Raw genomic sequence first — 25,231 nt, forward strand, 5'->3', positions numbered from 1 at the left:
CGCTCGGCCCCTCTGGCTGACCGCGCGCAAACCCGCTTTAAGCACGGCTTGTTCACCTAGGTTGGCGCTCCCAAAATGAAAGCGAAGCCTCGCTTTGGGGAATGAGGACAGAGCCGTGTGGCGCGGTGTGTGGGCGATGTTGATCGTGGGCCTTGCCGGTTGCGCTTCGGTCGATATCCGGCCGGGCAGCGACGGCGGTACCTTGTTCGAGACCCATGCCCGCGTCCCTGCCGAACTGACCGCGGCGCTGGCGGCAGCCCCTGACTGCTGCGCCTCACTCGCCAAGTTGCCTTACGCGACGCTCGCAGAGGCCGGCACACAGTCGCTGACGATCAGCCCCGCATCCCCCGCCCATGCCTTCGATAGCGGCAAGAGCTTCTTCGCCGCATTTCGTATCGCCGAGCTCAAACGCCCGGCCGAGATCGTGGTCGCGAGCCAACGCAGTGCGGAGCCGGGCTCAATGCTGCAGCGCTGGCCGGACTTTCGCATGCTCGCGTTCGAACCCACGCTGATGGTGCTTGACGCACAATTCCAGATCCGCCGCCGCATCACCGCCGCCGCACCCGACGGCGCCTGCGCCACCCAAGCCCTGGCCGATGTGTTCGCGGCGCGGTTGGATCTCATTGAGCCACCCGATGACGCCGCCTATCTGATCGTGCTCACCACCGCCGACGCGCTGGCGCGCGACGGGCAACAGGTGTGCGGCGTGGTGCGGCACGGTTTGAGCCCGGTCGGCACCCTGCGCGTTGACGTGAGTCGCATCGAGATCGACGAGCGCCAACTGCGTTTCCGCGTGCCGGTGAGCTGGCACCCGGGCTTGCGTGATGCCGGCGCACTCAGCTTGTTGGGCAGCCTGGTCGACGAGAGCGGCTGGCTGTGGTTGGGCGAGAAGCATCTCTACTTCCTGACCCGTCATGGCGACGTGCTACGCCCGCAACTGAGCCTGCCCTACACCGCATTGCGGCTGGCACACAGCGATGCGACGCAGCATCCGGCAATGCTGGTCGTAGCCACCGAAGAGGCCGGCAAGCTGCGCTTCGAGGGCTTCAGCGCCGCACCGGCGGCGCGCGATGCGCTGACAACGGCTGCGGCCTGGTTGGGCGATCAGGTGCCGCTTGGGCGCATTGACGAATCGGTCGCCATCAGCGTCGCAGATACATTGCCGGTGATTTCGGTGGAGCCGGGTTCAAGCGGATTCCTCTCACGCCTGAGCGATGCGGCACTGGTCGGCGGAAGTCTGGTCGCCTTGCCGTGTGCGTTGTGCCAGACCGGCGCCTGCACGCCGGAGATGCTGCTGTCCTGCGCGGCCTTGTTCTCGACCGGCGCGGTTGCAGGCGGCGTAGTCGCGAGCGGCCAGGAGTTGCTCGAGCGTGCGCAAGGGCGCAGCCAGGGGCCGGCCGAAGTGCCGACGCACGCTGTGATCACATTGCACAAAACGCCGGCGCTGGACGCCGCATCCCTGCGCGCCTGTCTGCAAGCCGCACTGTCTCAGGGCGAGGCGGCACCCTGGCGTGACCAGGGCATCACTGGCCACCCGCAATTGAAAGCCTCGGCCGCACCGGCGGCACCGGCGCTGCAACTCGCACTCGAAGGCATCGCTTTCGTGCCCGAAGGGGCGCAGCCGACCAACTTGGATGAGCTACCGGTGCGCCTGCACCTGCGCGGCCACTGGGACTGGGTCCGCGCAGGTGACGCGTTAGCGCAGCGACTGCCGCTCGCCTGGCAGAGCGAACTGCACCCACTGCGCACCTGGCTTGGCGACACCCCGCCGGTGCTGCGCGACACGCTGGACGCGGCCTGCCGCGAGATTGCCGCGCAGAGCCTTGCCACCGCAGCGGCGCAGTGGCGGCGGCACTGAAGCCGCAGCCGATCAGGCGGGAATCGTCAGCCCGCGCGCCACCGCCGGGCGCGCCAGGAAGGCATCCAGCACGCGGCGCACGTTGGGGAAGCGTTCGAACTCGACCAGCTCGCCGGCACCGTAGAAGCCGATCAGGTTGCGCACCCAGGGCAGGATCGCGATATCGGCAATCGTGTATTGGTCGCCCATCACCCAGTCGCGCCCGGCGAGGCGCTCGTCGAGCACCTTGAGCAGGCGTTTCGATTCGGCAACGTAGCGGTCGCGCGGGCGTTTGTCCTCGTAATCCTTGCCGGCGAATTTGTGGAAGAAGCCGAGCTGGCCGAACATCGGGCCGATGCCACCCATCTGGAACATCAGCCACTGCAGCGTCTCGTAGCGTGCGGCCAGATCATCCGGCATCAGCTGGCCCGACTTCGCCGCGAGGTAGATCAAAATCGCTCCGGACTCGAACAGCGCCAGCGGCTTGCCGCCAGGGCCGTCCGGATCGAGGATCGCCGGGATCTTGTTGTTCGGATTCAGCGACAGGAACTCCGGCGACATCTGGTCGTTCGTCTCGAAGCTCACTTTGTGCGCCTCGTACGGCAGGCCGGTCTCTTCCAGCGCAATCGAGACCTTCACGCCATTGGGCGTTGCCAGCGAATAGAGCTGGATGCGTTCCGGATGCTGCGCGGGCCATTTGTGGGTGATGGCGAACTGGCTGAGGTCGTTCATGGGCATTCCTTGAAGCGGGTATCGAGACATCCGAGTTTGCCATGGGCGAGGACACCCTTGCAGGGTGAGGATATCGGCAGCGGGTGTCGATTTCGTGACCGCTCGCGCGTCGTACGGATGTGCCCGGCGCGCCGTGCCGGGATCTAACCGGAGCCCACCATGCGATACCTCATCCTCGTCAAAGCCTCCCGCGACTCCGAGAACGGCGCAATGCCGGACGAATCGCTGATCGCGCAAATGGCCGCCTTCCACGAAGACCTCGCACGCGCCGGCGCGCTGCTCGATGCCTCGGGCCTGTACCCAAGCGCCGAAGGCTGGCGCGTGCGCTACGGCGAAGCCGGCAGCGAACTGCTCGTCGGCCCCTTCGCGCCAGCCGAATCACTGATTGCCGGCTATACCTTGATTCAGGCCCGCAGCCGCGAAGAGGCGCTTGAATGGACGCGCCGCTTCCCGAACCCGGCAGGCGGGAGCCGCCCCGCAGAAATTGAAGTACGCCCGCTGATGGGCCTTGAAGCCTTTCCGCCCTCCGATGCGCTGTCCCGTTTCGAAGCGCTTGGCATCGGCAGCAAGAATTGAGCAGCAGGATGTCGAATTACGCGATGCTCGTGCGTCGTGCAAAAGGAGCCGCTCGTGCTCCCACCCAACCCCAGGCAAGGAGAGCCCCATGAACACCCCTCACACTGCAGTGCAAAAGATCCCCGCAGGCATGCACAGCCTCACGCCGCATCTGGTTTGCCGTAATGCGTCCGAGGCAATCGCCTTCTACGAACGCGCGTTTGGCGCCGTGACGCTCGGACGCCTGCCGGGCCCGGACGGCAAGCTGATGCACGCCATGCTGAAGATCGGCGACTCGGCGCTGATGCTCAACGACGAGTTCCCGGATTTTGGCGCGGTCGGGCCACAAGCCGGCACGGTATCGCCAGTGACGATCCATCTGTTCGTCGAAGACGTCGATGCCACCTTTGCGCGTGCCATCGAAGCCGGCGCACGTGTCACGCTTCCGGTGGCCGACATGTTCTGGGGGGATCGCTATGGCAAGCTGGTGGATCCGTTCGGCCACCAGTGGTCGGTCGCAACGCATATCCGCGACCTGACCCCCGAACAGATCGCGGCCGCAATGCCCCAGGGCTGCCCGGACGCCACCGCCTGAGGCGACGAACGATGAGCTACCTATTGATGATTGTGGAGAAGCGCGGCGCGCGCGCCGCCAACTCGCCCGAGCGCGCGCGTGAGCTCTACGACAGCATGATGGCCTACGCCGATACGCTGCAACGCGAGGGCGTGCTGCGCGCCGCGCAATCGCTGCGCATCGACGACCACGCGGTGCGGATCAGCGCCGCCGAGGGCGAGCTTCAGGTGCGCGACGGCCCCTTCGCTGAAGCCAAGGAAATGGTGGGCGGCTTCTTCTGGCTCGACGTCGCGGATCGCGAGGCGGCGATCGCCATCGCCCACCGCTGCCCGGCGGTGAACTGGGCCACCGTGGAGGTACGCGAATGTGCGCCCTGCAATGCGGACTGAGCCCGGCTCGCGCCGCGCACCCACCGTAGGCAAGCACATGCGCCCTGTCACCGTACTGCTCGTCATTGCCACGCTCGCCGCGCTGATTGCCGCATTGCTGGCGCATGCGGCCTCACACCGCGGCGCCTTCAGCGTCGAGCGGGCCGCGCGGATCTCCGAAGATGCGGCGGCCGGCAGTGGCGCAGTGCGCGCGGTGCGGGTGTAGCCGCCCATGGCCGAGCACGACGCGCACCGCACCATCGCGGCGATCTGGCACATCGAAGCCGCCAGCGTGATCGGTGCGGTGGCGCGCATCGTGCGCGATGTCGGCCTGGCCGAGGAATTCGCGCAGGATGCGCTCGTCGCCGCGCTGGAGCACTGGCCACAGGCCGGCATCCCGGACAAGCCCGGCGCCTGGCTGACGACAGCGGCAAAGCGCCGCGCGCTGGATCACCTGCGTCATGAGCAGATTGCCGCCGGAAAGGCCGAAGACGTGGCGCGCGAACTGGACTTTCAGCATGCCGTCGCGAGCGACGAAGCCGACGCAGCGCGCGAGGCCAAGCTCGATGATGCGCTGCGCGGCGGCGTGGGCGACGATGTGCTGCGCCTGATCTTCACCGCGTGCCACCCGGTGTTGCCGCCCGAGGCACGCTGTGCGCTCACGCTACGTGTGATGGGCGGCCTCAGCACCGATGAAATCGCCCGCGCCTACCTCAAGCCGGAAGCGACGATCGCACAGCGCATCGTGCGCGCCAAACGCAGCCTTGCGGCGGCCCGCGTGCCCTTCGAAGTGCCGCGTGGCGAGGCGCTGGCGGGCCGCCTCGCATCGGTGCTGGAAGTGATCTACCTGATCTTCAACGAGGGCTATGCCGCCACCTCGGGCAGCGACTGGATGCGCCCTGCGCTGAGCGAAGAGGCTCTGCGCCTGGGGCGCGTGCTTGCAGGGCTGATGCCGGACGAGCCAGAAGTCTTCGGCCTTGTCGCGCTGATGGAGATCCAGGCCTCGCGCTTTGCTGCACGGCTATCGGCCTCCGGCGAACCGATCCTGCTGCAGGATCAGGATCGCAGCCGCTGGGATGCCTTGCTGATCCGGCGCGGCCTGCTTGCGTTGGCCCACGCCGAAGCGCTGCAGCCAAACGCTGGACCCTACACCCTGCAGGCGGCGATCGCTGCCTGCCATGCGCGCGCCGCGCGCGTCGAAGACACGGACTGGGCGCGCATCGTCAGCCTCTACGACACCCTGGCACAGCGCAATCCGTCGCCGGTGGTCGCGCTCAACCGCGCGGTGGCGTTTTCGATGGCGTACGGCCCGGCCGACGCACTGCCGCTGGTCGACGCACTGCAGGCCGACCCGGCATTGCAGGCCTATCACCTGCTGCCGGCGGTGCGCGGTGATCTGCTCGAACGGCTCGGCCGCCTGGCCGAGGCCGCCACCGCGTTCGAACACGCCGCGAGCCTCGCGCGCAACCAGCGCGAGCACACACTGCTGCAGGCCCGCGCCGCGCGCTGTCGCGGCTAGTCCCGGCCGGGGCGCGGTCGCGCCTGTCATCTTGTCGTAACCCGCGCGACAGTTTTACTGTCATCTGCGCAGCCTACCCTCCGCGTTCCGTTTCATCTCTGGAGCTTTGCGCAATGCGCTTCCACACCCTCACGCTGTCGCTGCTTGCCGCCGCCACCCTGGCGGCCTGCGGTGGCAAGGACAGCACACCACCGGAACCGCCGGTGGTCGCGAAACCGACCCCGACCAACGTCATCTTCTTCCTCGGCGACGGCATGGGCATCGCCACGACCACCGCCGCGCGCATCTATTCGGTGGGCGAAGACGGCCAGCTGACGATGGACACGCTGCCCGAAACCGGCTTCGTGAAGACCTTCTCGAACGATGCGCAGGTCACCGACTCCGCGCCGTCGATGTCGGCCTACATGACCGGCGTGAAGATGAACAACGAAGTCATCTCGATGTCGACCGACACCGTGGCGAAGAACCCGAATGCGGATTTCACCAGCAACTGCGGCACCGCCAACGGCACGCCGGTTACCACGCTGCTTGAGCTCGCCAAGGCGGCTGGCCGCGGCACCGGTGTCGTAACCACCACCCGCGTCACGCATGCCACGCCGGCTGCGACCTACGCGCATGTTTGCCACCGCGACGCGGAAGCGGATATCGCCGCCGCGATGGTGCCGGCTGGCAAAGGCTACAACACCAAGCTGGCGGACGGCATCGATGTGGTGCTGGGCGGCGGCAAGCAGTTCTTCCTGACCACCGACGCCGGCGGCAAGCGCGCCGACAAGCGTGACCTGACGGCCGAGCTGAAGACCGCGGGCTACACCGTCGCCACCGACCGCGCCGGCTTCGACGCGATCGACGCGACCAAGGCCGGCAAGTTCGTCGGCCTCTTCACCTCCAGCCACATGAGCTACGACCTTGACCGCGATCCGGCCAAGGAACCCAGCCTCGCGGAGATGACGGTCAAGGCGATCCAGCGCCTGAAGCAGAACGAGAAGGGCTTCTTCCTGATGGTGGAAGGCGGCCGTATCGACCATGCGCTGCACGAGACCACCGCGAAGAAGGCGCTGCAGGACACGATCGCCTTCGACAACGCGATCAAGGCCGCGCTGGACGAGATGAAGAAGACCGACCCGACGCTGAAGAACACGCTGGTCGTCGTCACCGCCGACCATGACCACACCCTGGTGCTCAACGGCTACGCCAAGCGCACCGGCAAGACCAGCGCCGGCAACCCCGGCGTGCTGGGCCTGCTGCGCAACTACAGCGACGGCAGCGTGGCCAAGGATGCCGACGGCAAGCCCTTCACGATCATCGGCTTCGGCAACGGCGAGAACCGCCCGGCGGGCAATCGTTCGACCTTCACCGACCTGACCGACGACGTCGTGTTCGCCAGCACCTACCACCAGGAAGCGGCGGTGCGCATGGGCACGGGCTCTGAAACCCACGGCGGCACCGATGTGTTCATCGGCGCGACCGGCAAGAGCGCAGAGAGCTTCGGCGGCTTCGTCGAAAACACCGCCGTGTTCGGCCTCGTCAAAGCGGCGGCCGGCCTGTGACCGCCCCAGCATCACCGCAAGGATTCAACATGATCAAGAAAACCCTGATCGCCGCGCTGCTGTGTGCAGCCGGCACCGTGCATGCGGCCGGCGAGGCGAAGAACGTGATCTTCTTCCTCGGCGACGGCATGGGCCCGACCACCGTCACCGCAGCCCGCATCTACAAGTACGGCGAAACCGGTGCGCTGAACATGGAAAGCCTGCGCCGCACCGCGCGCATCAAGACCTTCTCCAACGACGCGCAGACGACCGACTCGGCGCCGTCGATGTCGGCCTACATGACCGGCGTGAAGATGAACAACGAAGTGCTGTCGATGAGCAGCGACACCGTCGCCAAGGCACCGGCCGCCGACGGCAGCAGCACCTGCCCCGCAACCGGCAACGGCACGCCGGCCACGACGCTGCTGGAACTGTCCAAGGCCGCCGGCAAGGCTGTTGGCGCCGTGACGACGACCCGCGTGACGCACGCCACGCCGGCCGCCACGTACGCCCACATCTGCCACCGCGACGCCGAGAACGACATCGCGGCGCAAGCGGTGCCGGGCGGCGTCGGCTACAACGCGGCGCTGAAGGATGGCCTCGACGTGCTGATGGGTGGCGGCCGCCGCCACTTCCTGCCGAAGGCCAATGGTGGCAAGCGTATCGATGGTCGTGACCTCGTCACCGAGTTCAAGGCTGCCGGCTACACCTACGCTGACACCGGCACCGCGCTTGCCGCGATCGACGCCAGCAAGACCAGCAAGCTCGTCGGCCTCTTCCACATGGACCACGTCGATTACGAACTGGACCGCGTCAAGAAGAACCTCGACCAGCCGAGCCTCGCGACGATGACGACCAAGGCCATCGACGTGCTCGCCAAGAACCAGAAGGGCTTCTTCCTGATGGTGGAAGGCGGTCGCATCGACCACGCACTGCACGGCACCAACGCCAAGCGCGCGCTGGAAGACGCGGTAGCCTTCGACGATGCGATCAAGGCCGCGCTCGACGCCATGCAGGCGAAGGATCCGGGCCTGAAGAACACGCTGATCGTCGTGACCGCTGACCACGACCACACGATGACGATCAACGGCTATTCGAAGCGTGGCAACCCGATCCTCGACATCTCGCGTTCGTACAAGGACAACACGCCGAACCTGGACGCCGACGGCAACACCTACACCACGCTGGTGTTCGGCAACGGCCCGACGCGCAAGGATGTGCGCACCAGCATCGTCTCCGGCGCGGCCGACGCGACGCAGGCACTGCACGACGACTATCTGCAGGAAACCGGCGTGCGCATGGGTTCCGAAACCCACGGCGGCGGCGACGTGATGCTGATGTCCACCGGTGCCGGCAATGCGGGCTTCAAGGGCACGATGGACAACACCAAGGTGTTTGGCCTGGTGCGCAGCGCGCTGGGGCTCTGATCGCGTAGTCCGGCCGACCACGCGGCCGCGCCTGTCAGCGTTGCAGCAACAGACCTCCTCTCCCTGTTGCTGAAACGTACCGCAGGCGCGGCGCGCGCGAGGCCGTGGCGTGATTCCGCCGGCGTTGGCTTTGGCCTCGCCGGCAACTTTGTTTTTGGGTGAAAGCTGATGAACAAATCAATCCTCTGCGCGCTGTTCGGCACACTGCCGCTGATCGCCGCCGCCGGCACGGCACCGCTGGTTGCCACAGTCCAGGTTGAATCGCGCTGGATCACCGCCGACGGCGTCGAGAAGACCACCCGCTTTGCCGAGCGCCTGGTCCGCAGCGACAGCCATGTGTGGACCGAACGCATCAAGCCCGCCGGTACGCCAGCGGCCGAGGCCGGCGAGCACGCTCACGCCGGCGAAGCACATCTGCACCCGTCCGATCTGGCTGGCGCTGCCAAGCTGGTCGGCCGCGACAAACAGGGCAAGGTGAGCCTGAGCTTCATTCGTCCTGACCTGAAGACGCGGGTCGACATGAGCCCGCGCGACTACGACGCGGTGGGTTTCGACGGCAAGTGGGAAAGCGCCTGGTCGCTGATCGACCCAGCACTGGTCACGCGCCTTGCACCGAGCAAGCGTGAGAGCACCATCGCCGGTGCCCGCTGGTACGAGCAGCGCGCCAACGGCGAATACATGCGGGTGCTGTGGTCCGATTCGCTGAAGCTTGCGCTGCGCGTGGAATCCGGCCGCGACGATGGCAGCCGCGCGTCGCGCACCGTAGTGAAGCTTGAGCCGGGCGCTGTGCCGACGCAGCCTTGGAACAGCCTCGCCGCGTACAGCCGCAAGGACTACACCGACCTGCTGGACTGACCGACCGGGCGGGGCATGCGCCCCGCCTCGCACCGTTCAGAGTTTGAAGTGGCGGATCTCCGCCTGCAGCTCCTCAGCGAGCGCTTCGAGGTGCCGTGCGGTGCCTGCGTTGTCCGCCACCGAGGCACTCGTTTCTTCCGCCATCTGTGCGATTTGCTCGACCCGCTGCGCCAGTTCAGTGGCTGCACTGCTCTGCTCGCGCAGCGCCATTGAGATGTCCGTTACCGCCTGCGTCACCTGTCCGGCACCCCGGTGAATCGCCTGCATCGACACACCGGCCTCTTCCGTCAACCCGACACCCTGCTCGACACGCTCGACACCAGTCTTCATTGATTCCACCGCACTGCGCGTGCCGCGCTGGATCGCCTCGATCATCGTGGTGATCTCCTGCGTCGACTTGGCAGTGCGTTCGGCCAGCTTGCGCACTTCGTCGGCCACCACCGCGAAGCCGCGGCCCTGCTCGCCGGCACGAGCGGCTTCAATCGCGGCATTCAACGCCAGCAGGTTTGTCTGGTCCGCCACTTCCTTGATCACACCGACGATCTTGCTGATCTCGTCGGAGTGCCGGCCCAGCTCTTCCACCACCTCGGCTGCATGCGCGACCGCCTCGGCCACGCCACGCACTTCGCTGACGACCCGTGTCACCACTGCCGCCCCTTCGTCCGACAGGCGCCCTGCCTCGGTTGCAACGTTGCCGGCATCGTCCGCGCTGCTGCTGATATGCGTGATGCCGACCGTCATCTGTTCGACCGATGCGGCCATGCTGGAAGCGGCGTCCGCCTCCTGCTGCGATGCGGTGGAAATCTCGGAGGCGGAGCGCGCCATTTCCTGCGAAGCCTGCGTCACCCGATCGGCCCCCTCGCGGGTCTTCCGGATCAGGCCCGAGAAGGCGTCGGCCATGTCGTTGAAGCTGCGCACCAACTGGCTCATCTCGTCACGTGTTGTGGCCGGCACCCGCGCAGTCAGGTCGCCCGCCGCCATTCGGCGCGCCTCGTTCGAGAAGTTCGTGATCTGCTCGACGATCGCAAAGTAGGCGCCGAGCCACAGCCACATCGCGAACGCGAGCAGCACCGACACGCTGGCAAAGTCGAACACCATCGTGCGGGTCATGCGTGCAATCCGCGCATCGATCAGGGTCGAGATCGTCGGCAGGATCACCGTGAACATCTTGTCGTAGCCCTTGTCGATCGTGCGCGTGGTCAGATCGAAGTAGGCTTTGGGGTCGGTCGCAAACGCGGCACTGATGATGTCCTGCCGGATCACGTCGGCGACCTCCTTCACCGCGCCGCCCAACTCGTCGCCGGCGCCCGCGAGCTTGTCACGGGCGTCACCGCGCGCCGCCTTTTCAAGCCCGATCTTGTAGAGCCGCATCTGCGAATCGATCTGGGCCAGCAGCGCCGCCATCTCGATCTTCTGCTGTTCGGAGATTTCCTTCTTGGTCAGGATGGCGGTACCGCGTGCGCGGCTCTGGCCGAGGCTCTCAAGCACGCCCGGCAACTTGTTGACGACAGCGTCGATCAGATAGAAAGAGTCGGCCTCCGGGTCCAGCATCAAACCGTAGTCGTCGGCCACCGTCACCTGAAAGACAATCGTGTCAGCCAGCAACTGCGTGTGTGCGACCAGGTTGTCAGGCGGCGCCATCTGCGCCCAACCACCCCGTATCTGCCCCCACTTGTCCTTGACCGACTGCCACGCCGGGCTCTTGCCAAGCGTGCGTTCGTCGAAGGCCTTGTCGAGACTGCCGATCAACTCGCCGATTTCCTTCTCGCGTCCGGCGCGGGTCTCTTCCAGCGCCTTGTTGCCAGACAGCACCGCCGTCGATGAACCACGATGGATCTGCAATGCGCGAATCAGCTTCTGCGTCTCCTGCAGTCGCTCCAGGCCCACCAGTTCGTCGCGCGAGTAGCGGATCGAAGCGCTCAGTGACGTGAAGAGGTGGAACATCAGAATCAGGATCGCGAGGGACGTCATGCTTCCCATCACGAGGTATTTCTTCGGGTAACTGAGGCGGTTCATCAGCGAGATTGCCGGACCGAACAGGGCTTTCATGACTCGCGCACTCCCTTCCGAGGCTTCGTCGGATCAATTCAACGGTAAGCGGCATCCGGCGCCGCATCTTGAGTCCGGAATATCCACAATGCGGGGGCGACGATCATTGTGCTTGCGGGCAAGATCTGCTATCCCGATGCCGGCCAGCGGACTTCCCCCGAGCCGCGACCGCGGCTTTAACTTTGGTTCACGAAACCCCGCAGTGCAAACCCCGGCGCCGCCACAGGCCTTAAACTCCCGCCTTCGCTTGCAAACCGCCGCCGCCATGACTGACCTCGCCCCCCGCCTGATTGCCGCTGCCGACACCCTTTCCGCCGCCTGCGATGCGCTGCATTTCGCCGCGCCGATCAGCCATGTGTACAACCCGCTGGACTACGCTCGCGAGGCCAACGCCGAATACCTGCGCCGATTCGCGAAGGGGCGCAAGCGCGTGATCTTTCTCGGCATGAACCCGGGGCCCTTCGGCATGGTGCAGACCGGTGTGCCGTTCGGTGAGATCGCCGCGGTGCGTGACTGGATGGGTATCTCTGGCGGCGTTGTGAAGCCTGCGTTGGAGACACCGAAGCGGCCGATCGAAGGCTTCGCCTGCACCCGTTCGGAGGTCAGCGGCCGCCGCCTGTGGGGCTTGTTCGCGCAGCGTTTCGGCACCGCCGAGGCGTTCTTTGCCGAACACTTCGTCGCCAACTACTGCCCACTCGCCTTCTTCGAGCAGGCCCGCAACGCCACACCGGACAAGCTCCCGGCCGCAGAACAGGCCCCCCTGCTGGCTGCCTGCGACGCGCATCTGCGAACAATGGCCGAGATTCTCGAACCGGAGTGGCTGATTGGCGTGGGCGCCTGGGCGGAAACTCGCGCGCGCACCGCATTGGCGGGGTTGCCGGTGAAATTCGGCCGAGTGCTTCACCCCAGCCCGGCCAGCCCGGCCGCGAACCGGGGCTGGGCGGAGGCGGCCAGCAAACAATTGCGCGACCAAGGGGTGTGGCTGGATTGATGCACTGCAAAACTTCGTCTGGCAAACGAATCGAATCACTGCTAGATTTTGCAGTGCAGCATTTCTCGCCAGCAGGAGTCCCCGATGCGCAGCGTTTTCTCCCACCGCTTCACCGTGCCCAAAAGTGCAATCGACCTCAACGGCCATGTGAACAACATCGAGTACCTGCGCTGGATGCAGGACGTTGCCACCGCGCATTCCGCCTTTTGCGGCTGGGACATTGAGCGCTACATCGAGACGCAGAGCAGCTGGGTGGTGCGCAGCCATCACATCGATTACCTGCGCCCGGCCTACGCGGGCGACGCACTGACGCTGATCACCTGGATCGCGGGTTTTTCCGGGCAGACATCCCCACGCCGGTACGTGCTGCGGCGCGACACGGACGACCAGATACTGGCCCGCGCGGAGACGCTGTGGGTCTACGTGGACGGGCGCAGCGGCCGACCGGCGGAGATCCCGGAAAGCTTCCGCGAGTGTTTCGACGTGATCACGGACGAAACGTTGGCGCTCGCGGTTGCACGCGGGCGCCCGGTGCCGGCCTGATCGGCGCTCCGCACCGCTCAGGCGTCGATCAGCACTTCGACCTTCAGACCACCCTCGTCAGCGCGTGCGAACGCAAGCTCGCCGCCATGCAGCGCGGCGATGCGACGCACGATCGACAAACCGAGCCCCGCGCCGGTCGTGCCGGCCATCGCCTCGCCACGAACAAATCGCTCACCCAGCTGCGCCATCAAAGCCGCATCGACACCCGTGCCAGCATCCGAGACCGAGAGCCGTACGCGCGCACCTTCGCGGCCAAGGCGTAACGTGACATCGGAGCCTGGCGGCGCATGGCGCACGGCGTTGTCGATGAGATTGCGCAGCAGCGCTCGCATCAGTTCCGGCTGCACCTGCGCGGGGAGCTTGTCCGGCGCCTCCAGCGCAAGCTCCACGTCGCGCGTCAGCGCTGCCGCTGCCCGCTCGGCCGCAAGCTCGCGCGCCAGCTGAGCTAGATCGACCGACTCGCGCCGCACCGAATCCAGCGCATCCAGCCGCGCGGCGGCCAACAGTTGCTCGACCAGCCGGGCCATCCGCTGCACCCCGGCAAGCGCCTGCCGCAAGCGCGACGCGCGAACCGCTTCATCCGGCGCGGTTTCCACCGACTGAATCTGCGCTGCAACGGCCGCCAGCGGGGTACGCAGCTCATGCGCCGCGTCGGCGGTAAAGCGGCGTTCGTTCTCGAAGGCCCGCGCGACACGCGCAAAAAGCCCGTTCAGCGCAGCGACCAGCGTGGCCAGCTCGCGCGGCCGCGGCCCTTCGGCCAACGGGCTGAGCTGGTCGGGTGCGCGCTGCTGCAATTCGCCCGCCAGGCGCGAGAGCGGGCGCAAGCCCAGCGCGATGGCGCCCCAGGCGAGCAGGATCACGCCAAGGAAACCGATCGCCAGCGGTGTAAAGCCGTGCTCGCCGATCTCATGCACCAGGCGTTGTCGCACCTCGGCGTTCTGCCCGACGATCACGATGCAGCCGCTTCGCTCGAAGCGGAAGAATCGCCACGCACCGCCGGCCCACCGCGCATCGGTAAAACCCTCGCTGCTCGCCGGCAGCCATTCATCCGGCGCATGGGGGCTGCGCGCCAGCTGACGTGGCTGCGGCCCGGCGCTCCAGACCTGATACACCAGGACCTGGCGGAAGCGCCGCCCAAAGCGGATTTCACGTGGCGCACCGCCATGCAGCGCATCGGCAGTATCGTCGTCATGGTCGTCAGCGTCGTGTTGCTCACCACTGTGCGGCGCCGCCCCATCGCCCTGGTGCGCTACGGCGACCAGCATCTCGGCCGTCTGCACGAGTTGCCCGTCGAAGAGCTCTGCGGCCTGGCCGGTGGCGGCACGAAACACCAGCCAGCCAATGCCGGCGCCGCCAGCGGCCAGCGCCAGCGTCACGATCAAGACGACGCGTGCGGTCAGCGACAGGCGCGGGCTCATGCGCGCTCCACCATGTAGCCGATGCCTCGCAAGGTGCGGATGAAGTCTGCGCCGAGCTTGCGGCGCAGATGGTGGATATGCACTTCGAGCGCGTTGCTCTCGGCGCCACCGTCCCAACCGTACATCGCCTGTTCGATGCGCTCACGGGTGACGACCTGCCCTGCATGGCGCAGCAGCAGTTCGGCGATATCGAACTCGCGCCCCGAGAGTTCGATCTCGGCGCCGTCTTTCCAAGCACGGCGCGAGGCGGGTTCCAGCACGATATCGCGGCAGGCGAGGCGCGCCTGCGCATGGCCGGCCGCGCGTCGCACCAGCGCGCGCAGGCGGGCGGCAATCTCGCGCAGATCAGCGGGCTTGACGAGGTAATCGTCGGCGCCCGCGTCGAGGCCCGCCACGATGTCCTCCGCGCTGTCGCGTGCGGTCAGGATCAGCACCGGCAGGCGCAGACCGTTCGCACGTGCGCTGCTCAACACCGCAAGGCCACTCCGGCCGGGGAGGCCCAGATCGAGCACCACGGCGTCCAGGCTCTGCGCATCGGTCGCCAGCGCGGCCTCGGCGGCCACGCCATCGCAGACCCACTCGCAGCGCACATCCAGGTCCGCCAGGCCGTCGCACACCGCCTGCCCGAGCGGCTTGTCATCCTCCACCAGCAGCACCCGCATGGCGCCTCCCATTGATCGTTGGCGGCACTGTCGCCGATACGGCTTAAGCCCCCCTTAAGGCGCACCGGCTGCAATGGGCGCACCCAACCGAGGAGACTCAACATGAAATCACTTCCCATTGTCGCGCTGCTCGCCGCGGGGCTGCTTTGCGCCACCGCAGCGACAGCGGCCGACACGCCGCAAACGCTGCAAGCCGCCTACGCGGCACAGGCGGGGGCCGGCTTCGCCGCATCCGCGGAACGCGGTCGCGCCTTGTTCACAAAGCGCCATGGCGTCAGCGCCGATTTCCCGGCTTGCACGCAATGCCACAGCAACGATCCGAGCGCCGCCGGCAAGCACGCCATCACCGGCAAGCTGATCGAGCCGATGGCGGTACGCACCAATCCGCAGCGCTTCACCGATGCCGCGAAAACCGAGAAGTGGTTCCGCCGCAATTGCCGCGAGGTTGTCGGCCGCGAATGCACCGCGGGCGAAAAGGCCGATGTGATTGCCTACCTGCGCGCGGGGGCATGACATGAAAAGCAAGCTCCTGCTCGGTGCGCTGCTCGCCGGCCTGATCGCACCACCCTCCCAAGCCGGCTCCGTCACGCTGCCGAGCGGCGCACCGCCCGTGTGGCAGAGCGAATGCAGCAGCTGCCATGTGGCCTACCCTCCGCAGCTTCTCGCAAAGCACGGCTGGCAGAACGTCATGAACGGACTCCAGAAGCACTTCGGCAGCGACGCCAGCCTCGCGCCGGCCGACGCCAAGACCATCCTGGCCTTCCTTGAACGCAACGCCGCGCCGGACGGCGAACGCTTCGACGCGGCCAGCGGACGCATCACCGACACCCGCTGGTACGGACGCAAGCACCACGAGATCCCGAGCAGCGCGTTTCGCTCGCCCGAGGTGAAAAGCGCGGCGAACTGCCAAGCCTGCCACGAAGGCGCAGACAAGGGCCGCTTCAGCGAACACGCCCTGACGGCCGTTGGCCGTCGCTTTGAAGACTGATCCAAGGAGGCCCGTAATGAACGTTCGTATCTGGGATCTGCCGGTCCGCATCGGCCACTGGGCGCTGGCCGCCAGCGTGGCAATCGCATGGCTCACCGCGGAGCAGGAAGCTTGGCAGCGGGTGCATATCGTAGCCGGCGGCGTCGCCGGCGCAGTCGTGCTGTTCCGCCTGCTGTGGGGGGTGGTCGGGAGCAGGTCGGCACGTTTCCGCACCTTCGTACGGAGCCCCGCGGCCGCCATCGCCGAGCTGCGCGACCATCTCGCCGGCCACGCCGCACCGCGCGCCACCCATACCGTGATCGGTGGCTGGGCCGTCATCGGCCTGCTCGGGCTCGCCCTCGGCGCCGCAATCACGGGCGTGCTCAACTACCGTTTTGACGAAATCGAAGCACTTGCCGAGCTGCACGAAGCGCTCGCCGAAGGCCTGCTCGCGCTGATCGTGGTGCACCTCGGCGGGGTGGTGGTGATGAGCCTGCTGGAGCGCCAGAACCTGCCGCGCAGCATGCTCACCGGCCGCGCACCCGCGCCCGCCGGGGCCGAAGTCCGCAACTACCCGCTCGCCGCGCTGACGCTGATCGGGTGGACGACCGCTATCGTTTGGGCGCTGCTGGTCTGGCTTGGCATCGCAGCGTAAGCGGCCGACGCGTGCGCGAAAGGGTGACGTCAGCCGATGCCATCCGCATGGTTTTGAATGGCTCGGGTATGCTCGTGAAAAAAATCACCCAACCCGAGCAGACCCATGCAGAGACAACGCCTGCGCGGCCTAACCGCGCTGATCGCGGCCAGTGCTGCGCTGATGCTTGCCGCCTGTGGCGGCGGAGGCGGCGGCAGCAGCACGACCGCCCCGGTCCCCACGCCACCTCCCGCGACCGGCGAAACGCCGATGACCGCCCAGGAGGCTGTCCGCCTGCTCGACCAGGGCGGCTGGGGCGCCTCGGAGGCCGCCATCACGGAGGCCACCCAACTTGGCCCCAAACAATGGCTGCTGACCCAGTTCGACGCACCGGCCTCCACGTTTGCGAACTATTCGGCTGAGATTCACACCGCGGGCCTCAAGGATTTCTGCACCGAACGCATGCTCGGCAGCAACTGCTGGCGCGACTACTACTCGGCCGAACCGCTGTCGCGCGAGTTCTACCGCCAGGCTCTGAGCGGGCGCGATCAGCTGCGGCAGCGTACCGCCTGGGCGCTCTCGCAGATCTGGGTCGTTTCCGGCCACGAGGTGGAGGGCACCTACGGCCTGCGCGACTATCAGCAGATGCTGCGCGACAACGCCTTCGGCAATCTGCGCGAACTGCTTGGCAAGATGGCGCTGCACCCGGTGATGGGCGCTTATCTGAACATGGTGAACAACGAGAAGGACGCGCCGAACGAGAACTTCGCGCGCGAACTGATGCAGCTGTTCACGATCGGGCCCTGTGCGCTGACACCCGGCGGCGAGCTCGACGGCGGTAGCTGCCGCGCGACCTATGACAACACCGGCGTGCGCGAAGTCGCCTACGCGCTGACCGGCTGGACCTACCCGGCGGGCGGTGTCAGCCCGTGGGGCAAGTGGGACTGGACCAACGCCACCTTCCTGCGCGGCGAAATGCTTGCCGACCCAGCCCAACACGACCAGACGCTGCGCAGCCTGCCGGGCGGCGCAACGATCCCGGCGACGCGCACACCGCGCCAAGCCGCCGATGCCGTACTCGACGCCTTGTTCAGCCACCCGAACTTCGCGCCCTTCATCGGCAAACAGTTGATCCAGCGACTCGTCACCAGCAACCCGACGCCGGCCTATGTCGAGCGTGTTGCAACCGCCATTGCCAGCGGCAGCTCGAACGGCATCGGCAGCGGCAAGCGCGGTGACATGAAAGCCACACTGGCAGCGATCCTGCTCGACCCGGAGGCGCGCGACACAGCCCGCGCCGACGACCCCGGCTACGGACGCCTGCGCGAGCCGACGCAATTCACGATCAACCTGTTGCGTGCCGCCAACGGCACCACCGACGGCGCCCCCTTCTACTGGTGGATCGGCGCCTTGCTGGGTCAGATGGTCTACACCGCGCCCTCGGTCTTCAACTACTTCCCGGCCGACTATCCCTTGCCGGGCAAGCCCGACCTGGCGCCGGAGTTCGGTGTTGCCAATGCGTCCACGGCAATGACGCGCTACAACCTGGGCGACGGGCTGTTCTACTGGAGCAACGGCGGCGGCATTACGCCCGACAGCTCGATCCCCGGCGCCACCGGTACGCGGACCAACGTCACGCCATTCGAATCGTCGGCCGACGAGCCCGCCGCGCTCTTCGACCGCATCGATCGCGTGCTGACCGGCAACCGCAGCAGCGCCAGCACCCGCGCCGCGGTGATCGACGCCATCGCCGCCTGGGATGCCAAGAGCTACAAGGACAGCTACCGCCGCGAGCGGGTACGCACCGCCTTCTACCTGCTGCTCGCCTCGCCCGACTATCAGGTGCAACGATGAAGCGCCGCGACTTTCTTCGCTCCGCCGCCCACGCCGGCGGACTCTCCGCCGCAGCCAGCATCGGCCTGCTTGGCAGCCTTCAGGCACAGGCGCAATCGGCGCCCGGATACAAGGCGCTGGTGTGCGTATTCCTCTACGGCGGCAATGACGGCCTGAATACGATCATCCCGCGCGACGCCACGCGCTACGCACAGTACGCCGCGGTGCGCGCGAAGCTGGCGGTGGCGCAGTCGTCCCTTGTCGCGATCGGCAGCGACTATGGGCTGCATCCGTCGCTTGCGCCGCTCGGCCCGCTGTGGGCCGCGGGTGCGTTGGCGCCCGTGTTCAATGTCGGCCCGCTCGCCGTGCCACTGACCAAGGCCGATCTGAAAACGAAGACGCTGCCGGACAACCTGTTCTCGCATTCCGACCAGCAAACGCTGTGGGAATGCGCCGGGCGCAGCGTGCTGGCCCGCACCGGCTGGGGCGGCCGACTCGCCGCACAGGCGGGTGTCGGGCCGGTGCTCGCCCTCGGCAGTGCGGGCCGCTTCGGCAGCAGCGACACCGGCGCGGCGCTGGCCCTGCCGGGCCCTGGCGACGACTTCTCGCCCAGCGGCTGGTTCGGCGGGCCGAACGCGAGCCGACGCGCAGCACTCGAAACAATGGCGCGCGCCAATTACAGCAACCGCCTGATGCAGGCCTACGGCAGCATCCAGAAGAGCGCGCTGGACACCAGCGCGACCCTCGGCCCGGTACTCAAGACAACGCCCGCCAGCGGTTCGACGGACGCAATCGATATTGCCTTTGGCAATCTCAGCGGCGCTACCGACACCCCGCTCGCCAAGCAGCTCTATCAGGTGGCCAAACTGATCCGCTACGGTGCGACGAACGGCAGCGGGCGGCAGGTATTCGTGGTCGCGCAGGGCGGTTACGACACCCATGCCGACCAGCTGACCCGGCATCCGAAGCTCCTCGCGGAGCTCGGCGCAGCGCTGGCGGCGTTCTACGACGCCACGGTGCGGATCGGCCAGGCCAGTGCCGTCACCAGCTTCACGATGTCGGACTTCGGCCGCACCTTCCTGCCGAATGCAAGCAGTGGCACCGACCACGCCTGGGGCAATCACCATCTGGTGATCGGCGGCGCCGTGGCAGGCGGCAAGACTTACGGCCGCTACCCCGACCTGGTGCTCGGCGGTGCGGACGATGTCGGCGTGGAGAGCTGGGAGCGCCAGGGTCGCTGGATTCCCGCGTCGTCGGTGGAGCAATACGCCGCGACGCTGGCCCGCTGGTTCGGGCTCAGCGCCGCGCAAATTGCGGCAGCGTTGCCAGGGCTCGCGAACTTCCCGCTCAGCGACCTCGGCTTCATGAAGCCCTGAGGCGGCGCCGTCGAACGGCGCCTCGGCTCACTTCTCCGGCGTGTCCGGCCCGACGCCGAGCGCCGCCCAGCCCTCGGGCCCCAGCTCGCGCAGCTTTTCCATGTTGCGCTCGTAGATGTCGGCGGCGTCCGGGAAGGCCTCCACCGCGCGATCGATGCTCGCCTCGCGCAGCAGATGCAGGGTCGGATACGGCGAACGATTCGTGGCATTGCTGATATCGTCCGGGGCCGCATCGGCGAACTGGAAATCCGGGTGGAAGCTCGCGATCTGCAGTTCGCCATCCAGCCCGAGCTCGGCCAGCGCGATGTCCGCGACGTCGAGGAAGTCGTTGAAGTCGTAGAAGTCCGTCAGCACCTGTGGATGTACCAGCAGGGTGGTGTCGATCTCCTCTGCCGGCGTGTCGGCCAGCAGCTGCAACTCGGCAATCAGCGCGTCGAGCAACGCATCGGTGGTCTGCGCCTCAGTGACGGTGATGCGCACCTGGTTCTTGACCCACACCGACTTGGCAAAGGGGCACAGGTTGAGCCCGATGACGGCTCGCTCCAGCCAGCGTTGCGTCGCTTCGACGACCTGATCCCGGCTTGCAGGCACTCAGTACCCCTTCAGGGCGTAGATGCCCGGCGCATTGCGCCAGTAGCCCTTATAGTCCATGCCGCAACCGAACAGGAAGCGGTCCGCAACATCGAGCCCGGTGAAATCGGCGCGCATGCCAGGGAAGGCCTTGCGGTCGTGCAACTTGTGCACCAGCACCGCAGAGAAAACCTGCCCTGCGCCTTCGGCCTTGAGGTACTCAAGGATTGCCGACAGCGTATGGCCTTCATCGAGGATGTCATCGAGCACCAGGATCGTGCGGCCACGCAGATCCTGAGTCGGGCGCACCCGCCAGTCGAGCAGGTTGCCCTGCAAGGCGTGGCCATAGCGCGAGGCGTGCAGGTACGACACTTCCAGCGGGAAGGGCAGGCGCGGCAGCAGGCGGCCGGCGAGGATCAGACCACCGTTCATGACGCAGAACACCAGCGGATTGGTGTGGCGCAAGCGAGCGGTGATGCCTTCGGCGAGGCGATCCAGCGCGGCTTCGACGCCTTCATCCGGCACGAGGCAGTCTGCCTCGGCCATCGCACGCTCGATTTCCTTCATGTCGACGACAGGCATGTGTGTTCTCCTAGTTTCGTAATCAGTTTCAGTGGCCGGCGAAATCGACCAGTGTGAAGAGCTTCAGCCCACCTTCGCGCAATAGCGCTGAGCCGCCCAGTTCAGGCAGATCGACGATGGCACAGCCTTCGACGACAACGGCCCCGAGCCGCTCCAGCAGACGCTTGCCCGCCATCATGGTGCCGCCCGTCGCGATCAGGTCGTCGATCAGCAGCACGCGGTCGCCCGGCTTGCAGGCGTCGCTGTGCATCTCGACCGTCGCGCTACCGTATTCGAGTTCGTACTCTTCGGAAATCGTCGTGTAGGGCAGCTTGCCCTTCTTGCGGATCGGCACGAAGCCCACGTTCAGTTCGTGCGCGAGGATCGCGCCAATGATGAAGCCGCGCGCATCGATGCCGGCAATCAGGTCGATGTCCTGATCCATGTAACGGAACACAAACTGTTCCACGAGGACGCGCAGGGTCTTCGGATCCTGCAGCAGCGGGGTGATATCGCGAAACTGCACGCCGGCTTGTGGCCAGTCGGGCACCGTACGGATACGGTCACGCAGGTAATTCGGGTCAAGCAGCATGGAAACTCCAGCGACGGCAAACGCAACGTCGGCAAACAAAAAACAAAACGGAATAGTTCGGGTGCTCTGCAGGCAGGGCGAGCGTAGCGACCGTTCCTGCGCCCTTGGTAGACGGCTGACCAGCGCAGTGTTCAGTTGGGCGAGTAGTTACGGCCCCCGAACGGGATAACCTTGTCGACCAGGCTCGCACCGCCGCGGCAGGCGTCGGATATCACCAGGCCATTCGCGATCACGCTATCGAAACTCTCGGCAAGGCCGCGCCGAACTTCGCTCCACGGCGCAACCAAAGCCAGCACCCCGAAACCCGCATTGCGGCCACTGCCCTTGGCACGATAGAGCGCCTGGTCAGCAATCGCGAGGTGTCCCTCCCAGCCTTCATCGACCGCTTCCGGATCAAGCGGGAACGGTACGAAGCCCATCGACGCCGTGACCGGCACCGGGCCGATCGAGGTACCGAAGGGCGTGTCGGAAATACTGCGCAGGATCCGCTGTGCCAGCGCCGGGAGCTGATGCGCCGAAACGCCGCGCAACACGACAAGAAACTCCTCGCCGCCCCAACGTGCGAGCCGATCGCCGTCGCGCAGCAGCGCCTGAACGCGTTGCCCGAACTCAATGATGATCTCGTCGCCAATCGCATGACCCAGTCGATCATTGATCGCCTTGAAGTGGTCAATGTCGAAGAGCAGCAAGGCCATCGGGGAGACCTCCGACGACACCGTCTGTGTCTCGATCCAGGCACGCATCGCACGACGGTTGAACAGTCCGGTCAGCGAATCACGCTCCGCAAGGAAGGCCAGCTGGCTGTTTGCCTCAACGAGGCGTGCGTTGACTCGCTGTGTGCGACGGAACATCAGGCCGATGGCAACACCGGCCGCGATCGTCAGCCCCGCCACGATGCTCCAGAACATCGCGCGCTGCCGCTGCGTTTCCGCTGCGGCGGTAGTGCGCACGTTGTCTTCGCGCAGGCGCAGGATTTCAGTCTGCTTGCGCTCGGCATCAAAGCGCTCCTGCATCTCCGCGACCAGCCGCGCCCGCGAGCGCCCTTCGTTGGCATCGCGCACCACGCGGTAATCCCGATAAGCCGCCGTCGCGTCCTTCATGCGGCCAACTCGCTCGTAGGCCTTAGCCACCTCGTAGATCGCGTTGGCGAGGAATGCGTCCTCGCCCGAACGCCGGAAGACGGCGATCGCCTCTTCGAGCTGGCGGATCCCCTCAGGTGCCCGGTCACCGCCGATCAGCGCCAGACCATGATTCATGTAGGCCAGCCCACTATGCTCCGGCTCGTCAAAACGCATGGCCACGTCGACCGCCTGCTTCGACACCTCGATCGCGCGGGCCCATTCCTTCTTGTTGAGGTACCAGTCGGAAAGATTGACCAACGAGATTTCTTCGTCGAACGCGAGTTCGAGACGCTCGGCCATGCGGTGCGCCCGGATCAGCATCGGAAGATCCGACGTGTTGTCTTCAATCGGGCCGGAAACAATCGCGCGCAGAATTTCGATCTCTGACAGCAACCACTGGTCGCCCGTCGGTTCGATCGTGCGACGCGCTTCTTCGACATACTGACGCGCCCGCGCAATGTCGGGCACGTAGGTCTGAACGACCGCAAGTGACTTCAGGATCAGGCCGCCAAGCGGCACGTCACCCGCCTTTTTTGCGGTCTCGAGCGCCGCCAGCAGCGTGCGCATCGCGTCTTCGTTGCGCCCAAGCCGGACGTAAGCCATGCCCAGCGCCTGCTGGGCACGCGCCATCAGCACCTGTACGCCGAGCGGCTCGGCCACCGAAACGGCACGCCGGGCAGCTTCATACTGCTGTTCAGGTTGCCCGCGGTAGTAGGCCAGGCGAGCCTTGAGGACCAGCGCGCGAACGAGCATCTGGTCGTCGTGTACCGCTTCGGTATGCGCGATCAGCTGTGCGAGCTGCTCACTGGCCGCGCGGAACTGGCCACGTTCGATCAGCACTTCCGCCTGCAGGCGCTGGGCCTCGCGGCGGGCCGATGCAGGCGCGGTGGTCAGTGCGCCACGCATGGCATCGAGCTGATTCTGGATTTCGCGCGTCGACACGTCGCGTCGCGCGGCAAGCGCCTGGACATCCTCGGCGATCCCCGCCAGGGCAGCGCCGGAAGCGAGCACGCAGGCCAGCGCGCAGCTCATCAGGATGCCCTGGAATATTGCCGCGCCCGCCCTCCGCACTTCGCTTGCCGTGCTCACACCCTGTCTGCCTGACCCGGGGGCCGACGCGTCCGCCGCCGCCCGATTTCGCCTTGCTTAGAGCAATGCGAACTTGCCAACGAATACAACGGCAATCACCCAGACTGCCATCGGTACTTCCTTTGCGCGCCCAGCCAGCAGCTTGATGCCAGCGTACGCGACGAAGCCAAATGCGATGCCGTGCGCGATCGAGAAAGTGAAGGGCATCGTGACGGCGCACACCACCGCCGGCGCCGCCTCGGTGAGGTCTTCCCAATCGATCTCGGCAAGCCCGCGCGTCATCAGGATCGCAACATAAATCAAGGCAGGGGCAGTTGCATAGGCCGGCACGGCACCCGCCAGCGGAGCGAGGAACAGCGCCGCGAGGAAAAGCAGTGCAACCGTGACCGCGGTCAGGCCGGTACGGCCGCCCGCGGCGGTGCCGGCAGCGCTCTCGATGTATGCGGTCGTCGACGAAGTGCCCATCACCGCGCCAGCAGCGATCGCGGTCGAGTCGGCCAACAGGGCGCGATTCAGGCGCGGCAGCCGACCATCCTTGTCGAGCAGGCCGGCGCGATGGCACACGCCAATCAGTGTGCCGGAGGCATCGAACAACTCCACCAGGAAAAAGGTCAGCACCACCGTAACCAAACCCGCATTGAGCGCAGCCCCGATATCGAGCTGGCCAAAGGTCGGTGCCAACGACGGCGGCGCGGAGAACACGCCGGAGAATTTGGAGTAGCCGAGAGCGATCGAGGCGACCGTCACCGCAAGGATGCCGAGAATGATGCCGCCGGTGATGCGGCGCGCCTCCAGCGCGACGATCAGCAGAAAACCGCCGATCGCAAGCAGCGGCCCAGGCTGATGCAGGTCACCCAAGGTGACGAGCGTCGCAGGATTACCCTGGATCAGCCCAGCGTTCTTCAGGCCGATAATCGCGAGGAAGAGACCGATACCGGCCGAAATCGCCAGCTTCAGCGAATGCGGGATCGCGTTGACGATCCATTCGCGCACCTTGAACAGGCTGACGAGAATGAACAGGCAGCCGGAAATGAAGACCGCGCCAAGCGCAGCCTGCCAGGTGAAGCCCATGCCCTGCACCACGGCAAAGGCAAAGTACGCGTTGAGGCCCATCCCCGGCGCCATCGCGATCGGGTAGTTCGCGTACAGGCCCATGATCATCGACCCCAGCGCCGCCGCAAGGCAGGTTGCCGCGAACACCGCGTCGTGCGGCATGCCGGCAGCCGATAGGATGCTGGGGTTGACGAAAATGATGTAGGCCATCGTCAGGAAGGTAGACAGGCCTGCGAGAAGTTCAGTGCGCACCGTGGTGCGGTGTTCGCTCAACTTGAAGTACGACTCGAGCATCGTGGGCTCCGGGGGGTCAGGAATCCGCGATTCTAGCGTCCGGACCAGACAAACCCCAGCCCCTGCAAAGCGCACGGCTGCGCTG

At 66.4% G+C, this 25,231-nt stretch carries 25 protein-coding genes; 16 read left to right on the forward strand and 9 right to left on the reverse strand.

Annotated elements, in window-relative coordinates; translation table 11 throughout:
• Positions 1 to 115: 115 nt before the first annotated feature.
• Positions 116 to 1,858, forward strand: a complete 1,743-nt coding sequence (locus HH302_RS16360) for a MalM family protein (RefSeq protein ID WP_172203317.1) — start codon at positions 116 to 118, stop codon at positions 1,856 to 1,858.
• Positions 1,859 to 1,870: 12 nt separating this feature from the next.
• Here the strand turns inward: HH302_RS16360 and HH302_RS16365 are convergent, their stop codons facing one another.
• Complete coding sequence (locus HH302_RS16365; protein ID WP_172203318.1) at positions 1,871 to 2,569, reverse strand: glutathione S-transferase N-terminal domain-containing protein; 699 nt, start codon at positions 2,567 to 2,569, stop codon at positions 1,871 to 1,873.
• 159 nt (positions 2,570 to 2,728) lie between these two features.
• Between HH302_RS16365 and HH302_RS16370 the strand changes: the two genes are divergently transcribed.
• The 8 genes from HH302_RS16370 to HH302_RS16405 all read left to right on the forward strand — a co-directional run bounded on the left by HH302_RS16370 (position 2,729) and on the right by HH302_RS16405 (position 9,393).
• Positions 2,729 to 3,145: a YciI family protein gene (locus HH302_RS16370; protein WP_172203319.1), complete on the forward strand. Its 417-nt coding sequence runs from the start codon at positions 2,729 to 2,731 to the stop codon at positions 3,143 to 3,145.
• Between the two features lie 88 nt (positions 3,146 to 3,233).
• Positions 3,234 to 3,719: a VOC family protein gene (locus HH302_RS16375; protein ID WP_172203320.1), complete on the forward strand. Its 486-nt coding sequence runs from the start codon at positions 3,234 to 3,236 to the stop codon at positions 3,717 to 3,719.
• A gap of 11 nt (positions 3,720 to 3,730) precedes the next feature.
• Positions 3,731 to 4,087: a YciI family protein gene (locus HH302_RS16380; RefSeq protein ID WP_172203321.1), complete on the forward strand. Its 357-nt coding sequence runs from the start codon at positions 3,731 to 3,733 to the stop codon at positions 4,085 to 4,087.
• 37 nt (positions 4,088 to 4,124) lie between these two features.
• A complete protein-coding gene (locus HH302_RS16385; RefSeq protein ID WP_172203322.1) occupies positions 4,125 to 4,292 on the forward strand; it encodes a hypothetical protein in 168 nt (55 codons plus the stop codon).
• Positions 4,293 to 4,298: 6 nt separating this feature from the next.
• Complete coding sequence (locus HH302_RS16390; RefSeq protein ID WP_172203323.1) at positions 4,299 to 5,585, forward strand: RNA polymerase sigma factor; 1,287 nt, start codon at positions 4,299 to 4,301, stop codon at positions 5,583 to 5,585.
• Positions 5,586 to 5,698: 113 nt separating this feature from the next.
• Complete coding sequence (locus tag HH302_RS16395) at positions 5,699 to 7,132, forward strand: alkaline phosphatase (RefSeq protein WP_172203324.1); 1,434 nt, start codon at positions 5,699 to 5,701, stop codon at positions 7,130 to 7,132.
• A gap of 29 nt (positions 7,133 to 7,161) precedes the next feature.
• Complete coding sequence (locus HH302_RS16400) at positions 7,162 to 8,538, forward strand: alkaline phosphatase (protein WP_172203325.1); 1,377 nt, start codon at positions 7,162 to 7,164, stop codon at positions 8,536 to 8,538.
• Between the two features lie 168 nt (positions 8,539 to 8,706).
• Entirely contained in the window at positions 8,707 to 9,393 is a 687-nt protein-coding gene (locus HH302_RS16405; RefSeq protein WP_172203326.1) for a hypothetical protein, read from the forward strand.
• Between the two features lie 36 nt (positions 9,394 to 9,429).
• On the opposite strand, the gene HH302_RS16410 is transcribed toward HH302_RS16405, so the two are convergent.
• Positions 9,430 to 11,442 carry a methyl-accepting chemotaxis protein gene (locus tag HH302_RS16410; RefSeq protein ID WP_172203327.1) on the reverse strand — a complete coding sequence of 671 codons (2,013 nt, stop codon included), beginning with the start codon at positions 11,440 to 11,442 and terminating at the stop codon, positions 9,430 to 9,432.
• Between the two features lie 265 nt (positions 11,443 to 11,707).
• Between HH302_RS16410 and HH302_RS16415 the strand changes: the two genes are divergently transcribed.
• The gene (locus tag HH302_RS16415) at positions 11,708 to 12,433 is read left to right on the forward strand and encodes a uracil-DNA glycosylase family protein (RefSeq protein ID WP_172203328.1); all 726 of its coding nucleotides are present in this window, start codon (positions 11,708 to 11,710) and stop codon (positions 12,431 to 12,433) included.
• Between the two features lie 84 nt (positions 12,434 to 12,517).
• Positions 12,518 to 12,976, forward strand: a complete 459-nt coding sequence (locus HH302_RS16420) for a thioesterase family protein (protein WP_172203329.1) — start codon at positions 12,518 to 12,520, stop codon at positions 12,974 to 12,976.
• A 17-nt stretch (positions 12,977 to 12,993) separates the two neighbouring features.
• On the opposite strand, the gene HH302_RS16425 is transcribed toward HH302_RS16420, so the two are convergent.
• Together HH302_RS16425 and HH302_RS16430 are read right to left on the reverse strand one after the other, a co-directional pair.
• Entirely contained in the window at positions 12,994 to 14,394 is a 1,401-nt protein-coding gene (locus HH302_RS16425; RefSeq protein WP_172203330.1) for an ATP-binding protein, read from the reverse strand.
• The gene (locus HH302_RS16430) at positions 14,391 to 15,056 is read right to left on the reverse strand and encodes a winged helix-turn-helix domain-containing protein (protein WP_172203331.1); all 666 of its coding nucleotides are present in this window, start codon (positions 15,054 to 15,056) and stop codon (positions 14,391 to 14,393) included. The genes HH302_RS16425 and HH302_RS16430 overlap by 4 nt, the downstream gene beginning before the upstream one ends.
• Before the next feature lie 102 nt (positions 15,057 to 15,158).
• Here HH302_RS16430 and HH302_RS16435 point away from each other — a divergent pair, with 102 nt between their 5' ends.
• From HH302_RS16435 to HH302_RS16455, 5 genes are all read left to right on the forward strand, one after another.
• Positions 15,159 to 15,569 (forward strand): DUF1924 domain-containing protein, encoded by a 411-nt coding sequence (locus HH302_RS16435; protein WP_172203332.1) that lies wholly within the window; start codon positions 15,159 to 15,161, stop codon positions 15,567 to 15,569.
• Position 15,570: 1 nt separating this feature from the next.
• On the forward strand, positions 15,571 to 16,044 hold the full coding sequence (locus tag HH302_RS16440; RefSeq protein WP_172203333.1) for a cytochrome C: 474 nt from the start codon (positions 15,571 to 15,573) through the stop codon (positions 16,042 to 16,044).
• Positions 16,045 to 16,060: 16 nt separating this feature from the next.
• On the forward strand, positions 16,061 to 16,678 hold the full coding sequence (locus HH302_RS16445; protein WP_172203334.1) for a cytochrome b/b6 domain-containing protein: 618 nt from the start codon (positions 16,061 to 16,063) through the stop codon (positions 16,676 to 16,678).
• Between the two features lie 105 nt (positions 16,679 to 16,783).
• The gene (locus tag HH302_RS16450) at positions 16,784 to 18,511 is read left to right on the forward strand and encodes a DUF1800 family protein (RefSeq protein ID WP_172203335.1); all 1,728 of its coding nucleotides are present in this window, start codon (positions 16,784 to 16,786) and stop codon (positions 18,509 to 18,511) included.
• Entirely contained in the window at positions 18,508 to 19,866 is a 1,359-nt protein-coding gene (locus HH302_RS16455) for a DUF1501 domain-containing protein (protein ID WP_172203336.1), read from the forward strand. The genes HH302_RS16450 and HH302_RS16455 overlap by 4 nt, the downstream gene beginning before the upstream one ends.
• Positions 19,867 to 19,893: 27 nt before the next feature.
• On the opposite strand, the gene HH302_RS16460 is transcribed toward HH302_RS16455, so the two are convergent.
• From HH302_RS16460 to HH302_RS16480, 5 genes are all read right to left on the reverse strand, one after another.
• Positions 19,894 to 20,457 carry a DUF1415 domain-containing protein gene (locus HH302_RS16460; RefSeq protein ID WP_172203337.1) on the reverse strand — a complete coding sequence of 188 codons (564 nt, stop codon included), beginning with the start codon at positions 20,455 to 20,457 and terminating at the stop codon, positions 19,894 to 19,896.
• Complete coding sequence (locus tag HH302_RS16465) at positions 20,458 to 21,018, reverse strand: hypoxanthine-guanine phosphoribosyltransferase (protein ID WP_172203338.1); 561 nt, start codon at positions 21,016 to 21,018, stop codon at positions 20,458 to 20,460.
• Between the two features lie 28 nt (positions 21,019 to 21,046).
• Positions 21,047 to 21,589, reverse strand: a complete 543-nt coding sequence (locus HH302_RS16470) for an adenine phosphoribosyltransferase (RefSeq protein ID WP_172203339.1) — start codon at positions 21,587 to 21,589, stop codon at positions 21,047 to 21,049.
• Between the two features lie 131 nt (positions 21,590 to 21,720).
• On the reverse strand, positions 21,721 to 23,799 hold the full coding sequence (locus HH302_RS22775; protein WP_172203340.1) for a GGDEF domain-containing protein: 2,079 nt from the start codon (positions 23,797 to 23,799) through the stop codon (positions 21,721 to 21,723).
• A 57-nt stretch (positions 23,800 to 23,856) separates the two neighbouring features.
• A complete protein-coding gene (locus tag HH302_RS16480; RefSeq protein ID WP_172203341.1) occupies positions 23,857 to 25,146 on the reverse strand; it encodes an NCS2 family permease in 1,290 nt (429 codons plus the stop codon).
• Positions 25,147 to 25,231: the final 85 nt, after the last annotated feature.

Source organism: Niveibacterium sp. COAC-50, from assembly GCF_013184235.1.
In the GTDB taxonomy this organism is placed as follows: Bacteria; Pseudomonadota; Gammaproteobacteria; order Burkholderiales; family Rhodocyclaceae; genus Niveibacterium; species Niveibacterium microcysteis.

Excerpts from the sequence above, each read along its gene's own strand:
- HH302_RS16445 (WP_172203334.1), top strand. The coding sequence starts at position 16,061 with ATGAACGTTCGTATCTGGGATCTGCCGGTCCGCATCGGCCACTGGGCG.
- HH302_RS16405 (WP_172203326.1), top strand. The coding sequence starts at position 8,707 with ATGAACAAATCAATCCTCTGCGCGCTGTTCGGCACACTGCCGCTGATC.
- HH302_RS16455 (WP_172203336.1), top strand. The coding sequence starts at position 18,508 with ATGAAGCGCCGCGACTTTCTTCGCTCCGCCGCCCACGCCGGCGGACTC.
- HH302_RS16410 (WP_172203327.1), bottom strand. The coding sequence starts at position 11,442 with ATGAAAGCCCTGTTCGGTCCGGCAATCTCGCTGATGAACCGCCTCAGT.
- HH302_RS16420 (WP_172203329.1), top strand. The coding sequence starts at position 12,518 with ATGCGCAGCGTTTTCTCCCACCGCTTCACCGTGCCCAAAAGTGCAATC.
- HH302_RS16480 (WP_172203341.1), bottom strand. The coding sequence starts at position 25,146 with ATGCTCGAGTCGTACTTCAAGTTGAGCGAACACCGCACCACGGTGCGC.
- HH302_RS16470 (WP_172203339.1), bottom strand. The coding sequence starts at position 21,589 with ATGCTGCTTGACCCGAATTACCTGCGTGACCGTATCCGTACGGTGCCC.
- HH302_RS16435 (WP_172203332.1), top strand. The coding sequence starts at position 15,159 with ATGAAATCACTTCCCATTGTCGCGCTGCTCGCCGCGGGGCTGCTTTGC.
- HH302_RS16380 (WP_172203321.1), top strand. The coding sequence starts at position 3,731 with ATGAGCTACCTATTGATGATTGTGGAGAAGCGCGGCGCGCGCGCCGCC.
- HH302_RS16375 (WP_172203320.1), top strand. The coding sequence starts at position 3,234 with ATGAACACCCCTCACACTGCAGTGCAAAAGATCCCCGCAGGCATGCAC.
- HH302_RS16440 (WP_172203333.1), top strand. The coding sequence starts at position 15,571 with ATGAAAAGCAAGCTCCTGCTCGGTGCGCTGCTCGCCGGCCTGATCGCA.
- HH302_RS16450 (WP_172203335.1), top strand. The coding sequence starts at position 16,784 with ATGCAGAGACAACGCCTGCGCGGCCTAACCGCGCTGATCGCGGCCAGT.
- HH302_RS16385 (WP_172203322.1), top strand. The coding sequence starts at position 4,125 with ATGCGCCCTGTCACCGTACTGCTCGTCATTGCCACGCTCGCCGCGCTG.
- HH302_RS16395 (WP_172203324.1), top strand. The coding sequence starts at position 5,699 with ATGCGCTTCCACACCCTCACGCTGTCGCTGCTTGCCGCCGCCACCCTG.
- HH302_RS16425 (WP_172203330.1), bottom strand. The coding sequence starts at position 14,394 with ATGAGCCCGCGCCTGTCGCTGACCGCACGCGTCGTCTTGATCGTGACG.
- HH302_RS16430 (WP_172203331.1), bottom strand. The coding sequence starts at position 15,056 with ATGCGGGTGCTGCTGGTGGAGGATGACAAGCCGCTCGGGCAGGCGGTG.
- HH302_RS16390 (WP_172203323.1), top strand. The coding sequence starts at position 4,299 with ATGGCCGAGCACGACGCGCACCGCACCATCGCGGCGATCTGGCACATC.
- HH302_RS16415 (WP_172203328.1), top strand. The coding sequence starts at position 11,708 with ATGACTGACCTCGCCCCCCGCCTGATTGCCGCTGCCGACACCCTTTCC.
- HH302_RS16465 (WP_172203338.1), bottom strand. The coding sequence starts at position 21,018 with ATGCCTGTCGTCGACATGAAGGAAATCGAGCGTGCGATGGCCGAGGCA.
- HH302_RS16400 (WP_172203325.1), top strand. The coding sequence starts at position 7,162 with ATGATCAAGAAAACCCTGATCGCCGCGCTGCTGTGTGCAGCCGGCACC.
- HH302_RS16365 (WP_172203318.1), bottom strand. The coding sequence starts at position 2,569 with ATGAACGACCTCAGCCAGTTCGCCATCACCCACAAATGGCCCGCGCAG.
- HH302_RS16370 (WP_172203319.1), top strand. The coding sequence starts at position 2,729 with ATGCGATACCTCATCCTCGTCAAAGCCTCCCGCGACTCCGAGAACGGC.